This window comes from uncultured Selenomonas sp., assembly GCF_963528755.1.
Classification (GTDB): domain Bacteria; phylum Bacillota; class Negativicutes; order Selenomonadales; family Selenomonadaceae; genus Selenomonas.
This window is the reverse complement of record NZ_CAURXA010000005.1, coordinates 19,994-32,733: the sequence shown is the minus strand read 5'-3', so window position 1 is coordinate 32,733 and position 12,740 is coordinate 19,994. Positions and strand designations below refer to the sequence as shown.

Here is a 12,740-nt window from a genome sequence, read left to right as displayed (position 1 = left end):
TATGATGGCAGAAATGCCCCCTGAACAAAGCAAAGGATCTGCTGCACAAGTCGCATTCGGACTTATGAAACAGATCCTTTGCTATTTCATCCCCACCCGCAGCACAGGCGGCTTCTCATGCATCTCACACATGTACACTAAATTTGAAACAGCAGAAACGATTTTTCATATGATTTTTCGTGAATTAGATATAGTAGAACTCTGATTGCTACAACATATCGCATCATCGACTACAGCAACTACGACCGGATGAGCCGACAGGAGTTGGCCGTCGCGCCCTTCGCCGAGAAAGCGTCCTGCTCGCCCTTCAGCAGCATCAGGACGCGCGTGATGAAATTCGCGATGTTCTTCTTGTACTGCGCGGCCAGACGTATGCGAAGCATCTGCTGCGGCGGCGGGAGCATCTTGGCGTTCCTGCCGAAGAGGCCGAGGAGCTTCAACAGCCCATCGGGATCGAGTGTCGGTTTATCGACGAAAGAGATTTCCAAGAACATCGGCTTTTCCACGACGGAACGTATGCCAAGTTCTCGCGCGTAATTGCGTATGCGTGCAACTTCCAGCAAACGCAGCACGACGGGCGTCGGCTCGCCGAAGCGATCGATCAATTCGTCGAGCAGTTCCTGTATCTCCGCATTCTTGCGAATCGCTGCAATGCGCTGGTAAATCTCGATCTTGTGCATGGGATCGCTGATGTATTCACCGTCGAGGTAGGCTTCCGTCTCAATGTCGACGACAGGCTCAAGCTTCTCTTCAGGCGGCTTTCCCGTGCGCCTCTCCTCGATCGCCTCGTCAAGAAGCTTCGAGTACATCTCGAAGCCGACGCTCGCGATGTGGCCGTGCTGCTCCGCACCAAGGAGGTTGCCCGCGCCACGGATCTCAAGGTCGCGCATGGCGATCTTGAAGCCCGCGCCCAGTTCGGCAAACTCCTTCATCGCCTGCAGACGCTTTTCCGCCATCTCGGACAAGACCTTGTCGGCCTGATAAACGAAATAGGCAAACGCCATGTGATTCGATCGGCCGACGCGGCCGCGCATCTGATAGAGCTGCGACAGACCGAAACGATCGGCATTGTAAACGATGATCGTGTTCGCGTTCGCCACGTCGAGACCATTTTCCACGATGCTCGTCGCAAGCAGGATGTCGTAGCTCCCCTCGTAGAAATCGACCATGACGCGCTCCAAAAGCTCTTCCGCCATCTGCCCGTGCCCCGTCTGAATCCGCGCCTCAGGCACGAGTTCTTCGAGCCGTCGGCGCATGATGTCGATGCTCTCGACACGGTTGTAGACGAAATAAACCTGCCCGCCGCGCCGAAGTTCACGTCGAATGGCATTTTTCAAGACGGCGTCGTTGTCCTCGATGACGTAGCTCTGCACGGGGAAGCGCTCGGCGGGCGGCGTCTCGATGATGCTCATGTCACGCGCTCCGACGAGCGACATGTGAAGCGTCCGCGGGATCGGCGTCGCCGAAAGCGTCAGCACGTCTACGCCTGACGCAAGTTTCTTGATCTTCTCCTTCTGCTTGACGCCGAAGCGCTGCTCCTCATCGACGATCAGAAGTCCGAGATCGGAAAAATGCACGCGCTTCTGATTCAGGATAGCGTGTGTGCCGATGAGCACGTCGACCTTGTTCGCCTCCAGACGCTCGATCGTCGCCTTCTGCTCCTTCGCCGAGCGAAAGCGGCAAATGACGTCGACGCTCACGCCGAAATCGGCGAAGCGTGCGGAAAACGTCTGAAAGTGCTGCTGTGCGAGCACGGTCGTCGGCACGAGCACGGCTACCTGCTTATGATCCATGACCGCCTTGTAGGCGGCGCGGATCGCCACCTCCGTCTTGCCGAAGCCGACATCGCCGCAGAGCAGTCGATCCATCGGCTCGGGCTTTTCCATATCCGCCTTGATCTCCTCAATGGCGCGGCGCTGGTCGGGCGTCTCCTCATAAGGGAAGGCGTCCTCGAACTCCCGTTGCCACGGCGTATCGGGAGAAAAGGCGAAGCCCTTCGCCGCACGGCGCTTCGCGTAGAGCGCGATGAGTTCGTCGGCGATATCCTCGACGGAGGCGCGCGCGCGCGCCTTCGCCTTGACCCACTCCGTGCCGCCCATGCGGTGCAAACGCGGTGTCTCGCCCTCCGAGCCGATGTATTTCTGCAGAAGTCCCACCTGATCGGTCGGCACGAAGAGCTTGTCGTCGCCGCCGTACTTGATGTGCAGATAGTCCTTCTTGATGCCGCCCACATCGAGCGTTTCGACACCCAGATACTTGCCGACGCCATGATTCACATGGACGACGTAATCGCCGACGTTGATCTCGCGAAAGTGCGAAATGCGCTCTTCCTTCGACGCTTTCTGCGCGAGTTTCTTTTTCTGCCTGCCGAAGACGTCCTTTTCGGATACGACGACGAGTCGCGCTCCGGGCAATTCGAAGCCATTCGAGAGCGTGCCCACCACGATGTTCAGATAGGCGTCGCTCAAAGGCTCATCGCCCGCTGCGACGGCAGATGGTATGCGTGACTTCGCAAAAAGTTCGCGCAGGGAAGCAGCCTTTTCTGCCTCGCCGACGAGAAGGACGACGTGCTGCTTGTTGGAAAGCCAGTTTCGCGCCTCATTCTTCAAAAGATCCATCTGTCGTTGGAAGGGCGCGACTGCCTGCACAGCCAAGCTCACGAGACTGTCCGGCTCCGCGCCGTGAATCTTCTGCAGCATGAGAGCAGCGAAGAAGGTTGCATTGCCTTCGGCGCCCGCCACAAGTTCTTCCCATGAGAAAAGCTTCGACTTTAGCTCGGGCGTCTCCTTGACGAGTTTTTGTGCACTTTCACGCGTGCGCAAGGGTTCGTCGAAAATGACGGCGCCCTCGCCCTCCAAGTAAGAGAGGAATGTCGCATCCTCGCCGGATTCCTCAGGGGTCGCGACGGGCAGCACCACCGCTGAAGGCACATTGCGCACGGAGCGCCGCGTCGCCAGATCAAACTCGCGCAAAGAGTCGATCTCATCGTCGAAAAATTCCAGACGAAGAGGCAAGGGCGCATTGAGCGGATAGATATCGACGATACCGCCGCGTGCACTGAACTGCCCGAGTCCATCGACCTCGCCCGCCGCTTCGTAGCCAAGCTCGACGAGACGCGAAAGAAGCGTCTCGCGCGCGAGCGTCGCACCGACTTCAAGGCGCAGGCTCATGCGCTCGAAATCGCGGCGCGATACACCCTTCTGTACAGCGGCAGCGGCGTGAGCGAGTACGATGACAGGATTCTTCTTGAGCAGCCTGCCGAGTATACCCATGCGCAGAGCCGTGCGTTCCATGCCCTTCGCCGTCGCTTCCACCGCCATCATGTCGACCTCGGGCAGTTCCAGGATTTCACGTGCCGGCAGAAGCGCCGTCAGATCGGCGCGCCACGCCTCGATCGCCTCGCGACTGTGCGTGACGATGACCAGAGGCTTCTCTGCAGCATCGCAGGCGGCAGCAAAGAGAGCATGCTTCTGCGAACCGCTAAGACCGTAGACGAGCGTCTTACCTGCACGGCGCGAAAAGGCCTCGACAATCTTTCGAGCCGAGCCATCCTGCATCATTTGTTCAAAAAGTGCTTTCATGATTCCACCATTCGGCAAAGCGCGAAAAGGAGCTTGGCGAAGTGCCAGCCCCTCTGCGCAGTGCGCCGGAAGGAGCACTCCCAGCGTACTTGCAAACGCTTTTATTGTTCAAAAAAGTCATTTGACGACGATGTTGACGAGCTTCTTCGGCACGCAGATGACCTTGACGACCGTCTTTCCCGCCGTGAGTTCGACGACCTTCGGCTGCGCGAGCGCCAGTTTCTCCATCTCCTGCGGCTTCATAGACACCGATACCGTCAGCTTGTCGCGCACCTTGCCGTTGATCTGCAGGACGATCTCGACCTCGTCCTCTACGATGGCCGCACGGTCAAACTTCGGCCACCTTGCATCGTGCACGCTTCCCTTGCCCTCCATGCGGCTCCAAAGCTCCTCCGTGATATGCGGCGCAAACGGCGCGAGCATCTTCACAAGCGCAAACGAGAGTTCTCTCACGAGTCCCGGATGAACCGTCTTGTCCTGGAATCCATAGAAAGCGTTGACAAGTTCCATGACGGCACTGATCGCCGTGTTGAACATGAAGCGCTCGCCGACGTCTTCCGTGACCTTCTTGATCGTCTGATGCAGCGTGCGGCGCAGCGACTTCTCCTCAGCCGTCAGCGTCGAGTGGTCGTAATCGTCCAGCCCCTCCTTGATCGCATCCTGGAAATGCGCGACGATGCGCCAGACGCGGTTCAAAAAGCGGAACGCCCCCTCGACGCCCTGGTCGCTCCACTCCAAGTCACGCTCGACGGGAGCGGCGAAGAGAATGAAGAGGCGCGCCGTATCGGCGCCATACTTCTGGATGATCTCCTCGGGGGAGACGACGTTGCCCTTCGACTTCGACATCTTCGCGCCGTCCTTGATGACCATGCCCTGCGTCAGGAGATTTTGGAACGGTTCATCAAAATCCAGAAGCTTCTCGTCGCGCAGCACCTTCGTGAAGAAGCGCGAATAGAGAAGGTGCAAAATCGCATGCTCGATGCCGCCGATATACTGATCGACAGGCGCCCAGTAGTTCACCTTGTCCGCCGCAAACGGCTTGTGCGTGTTATGCGGATCGGTGTAGCGCATGTAGTACCACGACGAGCAGATAAAGGTGTCCATCGTGTCCGTCTCGCGCCTTGCGGGACCGCCGCATTTCGGGCATGTGCAGTGCACGAAGGATTCGCTCTGCGCCAAAGGGGAAACGGCGCCCTGCTCGAAGTTCACATCCTCGGGCAGCTTGACGGGCAATTCCTCTTCGGGAACGAGCTGCTCACCGCACTTGTCGCAGTAGATGACGGGAATAGGCGCACCCCAGTAGCGCTGGCGCGAGATGAGCCAATCGCGCAGGCGATAGTTGACCTTGCGCCTGCCGAAGCCCTCCTTGACCGCCTTTTCTACGATTGCCGCGAGCGCCTCGTGCATCTCCATGCCGTCGAACTCCGCCGAATTCACGAGGATGCCGTCCTTGTCCGTGTAGGCTTCCATCATTTCTTCAAGTTTTAGCTCACGATCCTTCGGGCGCAGGGTGACGATAATCGGCAGGTCATACTTCTTCGCAAACATCCAGTCGCGCTGATCCTCCGACGGTACACCCATGACTGCGCCCGTGCCGTACTCGGCGAGGACGTAGTTCGTGACCCAAAGCTCGACCTTCCTGCCGTTGAAGGGATTGACGGCGTAAAGCCCCGTGAACATGCCCTCTTTCTCCGACTCACCCGACGTGCGCTCAAGCTCCGACTGCGCCTTGACCTTGTCGGCGAAAGTGCGAAGCTCCGCCGCCTTCGGATTATCCACGAGGATCTTCTCCATCAGAGGGTGCTCCGCCGCGAGCGCCACGAAGGTCACGCCGTACGCCGTATCGGCACGCGTCGTGTAGACGGCGATCTTCTCGCCGAGCGCGGGCACGTCGATGTCGAATTCCAAGCCCTCGGAGCGCCCGATCCAATTCTCCTGCATCGTCTTGACGCGCTCGGGCCAGCCCTTGAGCTTGTCGAGATCGGCGAGAAGTTCGTCCGCATAGTCCGTGATCTTCAAGAACCACTGCGAGAGATCCTTCTTGTGCACCTCGGAGTCGCAGCGCCAGCATTTGCCGTCGATGACCTGCTCATTCGCGAGCACCGTGCCGCACGTATCGCACCAGTTGACTGACGCTTCCTTCTTGTAGGCGAGCCCCTTCTTGTAGAAAAGCTCAAAGAGCCACTGTGTCCAGCGGTAGTACTCGGGACGACAGGTCACAGCCTCGCGGCTCCAATCGTAGGAAAGCCCCATGCTCATCTGCTGGCGCTTCATGTTCTCAATGTTGGAATATGTCCAATCGGCGGGCTTCACACCGTGCTTGATCGCAGCGTTCTCCGCCGGCATGCCAAAGGCGTCAAAGCCCATCGGGTGCAGCACATTGCAGCCCTGCATCTTCTTGAAGCGCGCGATGACGTCGCCGATCGAATAATTGCGCACATGACCCATGTGCAGATTGCCCGACGGGTAGGGGAACATCTCCAGCACATAATATTCAGGCTGCGTGCGATCGATCTCCGTCTTGTAGACATCATCCTTCTGCCACTTCTCCTGCCACTTTTTTTCGATTTCCTGCGGAGCATATCTCTCCATACAACAAAGTCCTCCTAGAGAAAGAGGGGCGTGCGGGTCTCCCCGTGCGCCCCAAGAAACTTACGATTTACAAATACCTGAGCCAAATGTAGACGCTCGAAATCGCAATCGAGAGCGTCATCATCGGCAGCGCGATCTTCATGAAGCTGATGAAGGAGATCGGCTTGCCGCGTTGCGCCGCCATCGAAGCGACGACGACGTTCGCCGAGGCGCCGATCAAGGTGCCGTTGCCGCCGAGGCAGGCGCCCAGGGAGAGAGACCACCATACGGGATCGAGATTCGTCATGCCCATCTGCCCCATGTCCTGAATCAGCGGAATGAGCGTCGCGACGAACGGGATGTTGTCGATGAACGCCGAAGCGTAGGCGCTCATCCAAAGAATGAGCATCGAGGTCGCCGTGAGATCGCCGTTCGTGATCTTAATCGCCTCTTCTGCGAGCATCTTGATGACGCCCGTCTCGACGAGTGCGCCGACGAGGATGAAGAGGCCGGCGAAGAAGAAGATGGCGAGCCATTCGACCTTCGACAAGACCTTCGCGATCATCGCCTCCTTCTGTGGGAAACTGATGAGGAGCAGGAGGCCTGCGCCCGTCATGGCGGCGGTCGCCGTGTCGAGGTGGAGCTGTCCGTGCAACACGAAGAGGCTGATCGTAATAGCGAGCGCGAACAGGCACTTCTTCAAGAGACGCGGCTCGACGATCTGACTCTTCTCATCGAGCTGCATGACCTTCTCGCGCAGCTCGTCCGTCGTGTGGAGCTTCTTTCCGTAAATCACGATCAAAAGAGCGATCGTCACGATGAAGATCAGGATACAGATCGCCGTGAGGTTCGTGATGAAATCCATGAACTGCAGGCCGACGGCACTGCCGATCATGATGTTCGGCGGATCGCCGATGAGCGTCGCCGTGCCGCCGATGTTCGACGCAAGGATCTGCGCGATGAGGAACGGCTTGACATCGACGTTGAGCTGCTTCGTGATGCTGAACGTGATCGGCACCGTCAGAAGCACCGTCGTCACGTTGTCAAGAAGCGCCGAGCAGACGGCCGTGAGGAGCGAGAGAGCGATGAGCAGAGAGATCGGCTTCGCCTTGACCTTCTTCGCCGCCCAGATTGCGAGGTAGTTGAAGAGTCCGGTCTCACTCGTGATGTTCACGATGACCATCATGCCCATGAGGAGTCCGAGGGTGTTAAAGTCAATGTGATGAATCGCGGTCTCCTGGTTGATGATTCCGAGGAGGATCATCAGCATGGCGCCACAAATACCAATGATGGTGCGGTGAATCTTCTCTGAAATGATCAGCGCGTAAGCCGCGACGAAGATCACGATAGCAACAATTGTGCTTGTTTCCACTGGTTACACTTCTTTCTTCATAAATTTTTAATAATGAATCTCAAAACACCTTTCATCTTGGAGCCCGCCCGCGAAGAAGCCGCCTCACCTCCCCTTCGTTTCTTTCGGCGCGAGCATGATCGTCGTGCCCTCGCGCTTGATGTCTATGCGATAATTCTTGATGCCCTCGGCGAAGAGATCAAGTTTCAGCTGCAGAAGCTCCTTGCCCAACCGGTCGAGAAGGTCAGGCGTGAGTGCCGCTCGCGAAAGATCCGCTTCCTTTTCGTGCACAGCGCGGCGGCGCTTTTCCTCCTCGTGCGCTTCATGCGCGAGGAAGCAGTCTTCGAGCGTCGCCTCTTCCTCGAAGCCTTGAATCATCGCCTTATCAGAAAGCCCCTTCGGTATCTTGCCCATGTCAACCCTTGACCTTTCCCCACGAATCCTTGAGTCCGACGACGCGGTTGAATACGAGCCTGTCGGGACGCGTATCCTTGTCCACGACGAAGTAGCCCGTGCGCAGGAACTGATAATGCGTGCCTTCCGCCGTACGCGCAAGACTCGGCTCGACCTTCGCCCCCTCGACGACTTCGAGAGAATGCGGATTCAAGGACGCGATGAAGTCTGCCGTCGTCTCCTCATCGTCCGTCTTCAAAAGATAGTCGTAGAGGCGCACCTCGACGTCCATGGCGTCCTTCGCCGATACCCAGTGCAGCGTGCCCTTGACCTTGCGGTTCGCCGCACTGCCGCCCGACTTCGATTCGGGATCATAGCTGCAGCGAAGCTCTGTGATCTCTCCCTTTTCATCCTTGACGACTTCCTCGCACTTGATGATGTAGGCATGCTTCAAGCGCACCTCGCCGCCCGGGCGCAGGCGGAAGAACTTCTTCGGCGGCTCTTCCATGAAATCCTCGCGCTCGATGTAAATTTCGCGCGAGAACGGCACATAGCGCTTGCCACCGCGCGTCGGATGGTTCTCTGCCAAAAGTTCCTCCGACTTGTCCTCGGGATAATTCGTCAGCACGACCTTCAAAGGATGCAGCACTGCCATGACGCGTGCAGCGTGCTCATTGAGGTCTTCTCTCACACAGTGCTCAAGCATTGCCACGTCGACCGTACTGTTCGACTTCGCGACGCCGATGCGCTCGCAGAAGTCGCGGATTGAAGCCGGTGTATAGCCGCGCCGCCGAAGTCCCGAGATCGTCGGCATCCTCGGATCGTCCCAGCCGCGCACATGCCCCTCCTCAACGAGCTGGCGCAGCTTACGCTTGCTCGTGATCGTATTCGTGACATTGAGCCGCGCGAACTCAATCTGGCGCGGGCGCGTATTCTTATCGAACCCCAGGACTTCCAGAAGCCAGTCGTAGAACGGACGGTGGTCCTCGAACTCCAAAGTGCACAAGGAATGCGTGATATTTTCGATAGCATCCGACAGAGGATGCGCGAAGTCGTACATCGGATAGATGCACCAAGCATCCCCCGTGCGATGATGCACAGCGTGCGCGATGCGGTAGATGACGGGATCGCGCATCGTGATGTTCGGCGATGCCATGTCGACCTTGGCACGCAGCACGCGGCTGCCGTCGGGGAACTCACCCGCCTTCATGCGCTCAAAGAGAGCGAGGTTTTCCGCGACGCTGCGACTGCGGCAGGGACTCTCCTTGCCCGGCTCCGTCAGCGTGCCGCGATAGGCGCGGATCTCCTCTGCCGTGAGATCGTCGACGTAGGCAAGCCCCTGCTTGATCAGAGCACACGCATACTCATAGAGCTTTTCAAAGTAATCCGACGCATAGTAGCGGCGATTGCCCCAGGAAAATCCCAGCCACTTGATGTCCTCCTGGATCGAGTCGACGTACTCCGTATCCTCCTTCGTCGGATTCGTATCGTCAAAGCGCAGATTGCAAAGCCCCGCATACTTCTCCGCCGTGCCGAAGTTCAAGCAGATCGACTTCGCATGTCCGATGTGCAGATAGCCATTCGGTTCGGGTGGAAAGCGCGTATGTATGCCCTCGGGATGCCTGCCGCTCTTCAAATCTTCGTCGATGATGTTATAAATGAAATTCGATGATATCGCTTCTGCCATATTTGCAGCTCCTTCTGGCGCATCCGAGCAACGCTTCGCCGTCTGCACCGGAAATTGAGGAAGCACGGATCCGTTCAGCATTTCCTCAAGAAAAAAATTTAACGCCTCTTTATTCGAGGCGCAACGCGGAAAATCCTTCTGCTCGCTGAATTTTCCTGAAAAAACATTCGATTGAGACTTCTGGCGAAGATTCGCCCGCTGTCACAAGCCTCCCAAGGCTTCTTCCAGCCGCCATCACTCCCCGCGCTGCAGAACCTCCGCCGGCGCCGCGTCCTCCTTGGCACACTTTTTCTCCACATAGGCGTGCAACCGTTCGATGCCGAGCACCATGCGCGGATCCTCAGGCAAGTGCGCGATGATGTCCTCGATGTAGCCGCGCTCTTTGACGCGCCGCAAGGTCCAGCTGAAATTCACGTCGTAGACCCACATGAGACGCACGAGCTTGCGGTCGTCCATCGTGCGGATCTTCGTATAGTCGACCTGCTCGCCCGCGATGAACTTTTCGAGGAAATCGGGACTGACGCCCGTGCCGTCGGGCGGTGCAAGAAAAGGCCGCAGCACGCGGAAGATGTCAAGCTTGTCGGCATCGCGCAAAAGTCGCGCGAAGAAAAGCTCGCGCACGTCCTTGGTCGGCGCGATGGTCTTCTTGTTGTGGTTCAGAATAGAAAAGCGTACGAGAGCCTCGTCCTCAGGTACAAGACGCGCGAGGAACGGCAACTCGTCGAGCACCTTGAGTCCGAGCGCCGCATGATCTTCTGATACGGCGTCGTTGAACGTGCGATAGAGCGTGAATTGGCGAAAGCGCCCCACATCATGAAAAAGCCCCATGATTTCTGCCAGCTGCACATCGTGTGCAGAGAGACGCAGATGTTTGGCAAGCTCCACGGCGATCGAGGTCACATAGCCCGTATGCACCTCCTTCATGCGGATCGCCTGCTGTACCTCCTCATCCTCCGTATAGAAGGAACGCATGTAGGCCGCCATCCAAGCGTGCATCTCACGCAGTAGTTTCTCCAAAAGCGTCACCCCCGCTTGTGTGCTTCATTCAATAAAGGCAGATTCTATTATACTACGGAAAAAAAGAGATTCCTACAAAAATCTTTCACGCGCCCTTTTTCTTCTTGCCTGGCAGAGATCCTTCCAACTCGATGATCATATCGCGCAGTTCTGCAGCGCGCTCGAATTCCAAGGCGCGCGAAGCCGTCTGCATCTGTGCGAGCAGCGTGCGAATCAGAGACTCCTTCTGCTTCTTCGTGAGCTTCTTTTTCTTTCCATCGGAATCTTCGCCATAGGAGGCACGGCTCTCGGCGACGAGCGTCGTTTCGATCAGCGGCACGACGGGCTTGACGATGGTCTTCGGCGTGACGCCGTGCTCCTTGTTGTACGCCTGCTGCACCGTGCGGCGGCGCTCCGTCTCGTCCATAGCGCACTTCATTGAGTCCGTGATACGGTCGGCGTAAAGGATGACCCTGCCGCCCGCATTTCGCGCCGCACGCCCGATCGTCTGAATCAGCGACGTGTCGGAGCGCAGGAAGCCCTCCTTGTCGGCGTCGAGGATCGCCACGAGCGACACCTCGGGCATGTCGAGTCCCTCGCGCAGCAGGTTGATGCCGACGAGCACATCGAACTTGCCCGCACGCAGGTCGTGGATGATCTCGGCGCGCTCGAAGGTCGCTATGTCCGAATGCAGGTAGCGCACGCGCACCTGCATATCCTTCAGGTAGTCCGTGAGGTTCTCCGCCATCTTCTTCGTCAGCGTCGTCACGAGCACGCGCTCGTCCTTTTTCGCGCGAATGCGAATCTCCGACAGCAAATCGTCCATCTGCCCCGCCAAAGGACGTACCTCGACGATGGGATCGAGCAGCCCCGTCGGGCGGATGATCTGCTCAACGACCTGCTGCGCCTTTTCCAGCTCATATTTCGCGGGCGTCGCCGAGATGTAGATGATCTGATTGATGCGCTGCTCGAACTCCTCGAAAGAAAGCGGACGATTGTCAAAAGCGGACGGCAGGCGAAAGCCGTTTTCCACAAGTGAAATCTTGCGCGAACGGTCACCGTTGAGCATCGCCTTGAGCTGCGGCATCGTCACATGGCTCTCGTCCATGACGATGAGGAAGTCGTCGGGGAAGTAATCGAGCAGCGTATACGGTGCCGCGCCCGCCGGACGATGCGTGAGGTGGCGTGAATAATTCTCGATGCCCGAGCAATAGCCCATCTCCTGCATCATCTCAAGGTCGTAATTCGTTCGCTGCTCGATGCGCTGCGCCTCAAGCAGCTTGCCCTCTTCCTTGAAGTGCGCGACCTGCGCGATCTTCTCCTCGTCGATCGCCGCCATGGCGATCTCCATGTCCTCCTTCTTCGTCACATAGTGCGAAGCAGGAAACACCATCGAATGCGTGCGCTCGCCATAAATCTCTCCGGTCAGGACGTCGAACTCAAGGATGCGCTCAACCTCGTCGCCAAAAAGCTCGATGCGCACGGCGCGGTTATTCCATCCCGCAGGAAACACTTCGATGACGTCGCCGCGCACGCGAAAGCGGCCGCGCTCAAAGGCGATATCGTTGCGCTCGTACTGAATGGCGACGAGCTTTCGCAAGATGTCCTCACGCGCGACCGTCTGCCCCTTATGCAGGGACAAGACCATCTCGTGGTAGCTCTCTGGCGAGCCGAGACCGTAGATACACGAAACGCTCGCGACGATGATACAGTCGCGCCGCTCGAAGAGCGAGCACGTCGCCGAGTGTCGCAGCTCATCGATCTCATCGTTGATCGACGCATCCTTTTCGATGTATGTATCCGTCGAAGGAATATACGCCTCGGGCTGGTAGTAGTCATAATAGCTGACAAAATAGCCGACATAATTCTTCGGGAAGAACGCCTTGAACTCGCTCGCCAACTGTGCCGCCAGCGTCTTGTTGTGCGCGATGACAAGCGTCGGCTTCTGCACGCGCTCAATCGTCTTAGCGATCGTGTACGTCTTGCCCGTGCCCGTAGCGCCGAGGAGCACCTGCGCCTCTTGTCCGTTCTCGATGCCTGCCGCTAAATCGCGGATCGCACGCGGCTGATCCCCCATCGGCTCAAAAGGCGCCGAAACCTCAAACGGTATCTCCTTGTCAAACTCCATCGTATTGAGCTTAGGCAAAATCGCCATGTGTGC

Annotated in this window: 8 protein-coding genes; 1 reads left to right on the top strand and 7 read right to left on the bottom strand. The window is 57.8% G+C overall.

What is annotated here, in order from left to right:
* Positions 1-4: 4 nt before the first annotated feature.
* On the top strand, positions 5-205 hold the full coding sequence (locus RWS31_RS06960; RefSeq protein WP_314597022.1) for a hypothetical protein: 201 nt from the start codon (positions 5-7) through the stop codon (positions 203-205).
* A gap of 34 nt (positions 206-239) precedes the next feature.
* Here the strand turns inward: RWS31_RS06960 and mfd are convergent, their stop codons facing one another.
* From mfd to uvrB, 7 genes are all read right to left on the bottom strand, one after another.
* The gene (mfd, locus tag RWS31_RS06955) at positions 240-3,581 is read right to left on the bottom strand and encodes a transcription-repair coupling factor (RefSeq protein WP_314597020.1); all 3,342 of its coding nucleotides are present in this window, start codon (positions 3,579-3,581) and stop codon (positions 240-242) included.
* Between the two features lie 117 nt (positions 3,582-3,698).
* Positions 3,699-6,173, bottom strand: coding sequence for a leucine--tRNA ligase (gene leuS, locus RWS31_RS06950; protein ID WP_314597018.1), 2,475 nt, complete (start codon positions 6,171-6,173; stop codon positions 3,699-3,701).
* Between the two features lie 67 nt (positions 6,174-6,240).
* Entirely contained in the window at positions 6,241-7,524 is a 1,284-nt protein-coding gene (locus RWS31_RS06945; RefSeq protein WP_314597017.1) for an ArsB/NhaD family transporter, read from the bottom strand.
* An 84-nt stretch (positions 7,525-7,608) separates the two neighbouring features.
* On the bottom strand, positions 7,609-7,917 hold the full coding sequence (locus tag RWS31_RS06940) for a hypothetical protein (protein WP_009645721.1): 309 nt from the start codon (positions 7,915-7,917) through the stop codon (positions 7,609-7,611).
* 1 nt (position 7,918) lies between these two features.
* Positions 7,919-9,583, bottom strand: coding sequence for a glutamine--tRNA ligase/YqeY domain fusion protein (locus tag RWS31_RS06935; protein ID WP_314597014.1), 1,665 nt, complete (start codon positions 9,581-9,583; stop codon positions 7,919-7,921).
* Between the two features lie 234 nt (positions 9,584-9,817).
* Positions 9,818-10,600: an HD domain-containing protein gene (locus tag RWS31_RS06930; RefSeq protein ID WP_314597012.1), complete on the bottom strand. Its 783-nt coding sequence runs from the start codon at positions 10,598-10,600 to the stop codon at positions 9,818-9,820.
* Between the two features lie 85 nt (positions 10,601-10,685).
* On the bottom strand, positions 10,686-12,734 hold the full coding sequence (gene uvrB / locus RWS31_RS06925) for an excinuclease ABC subunit UvrB (protein ID WP_314597010.1): 2,049 nt from the start codon (positions 12,732-12,734) through the stop codon (positions 10,686-10,688).
* Positions 12,735-12,740 lie beyond the last annotated feature (6 nt).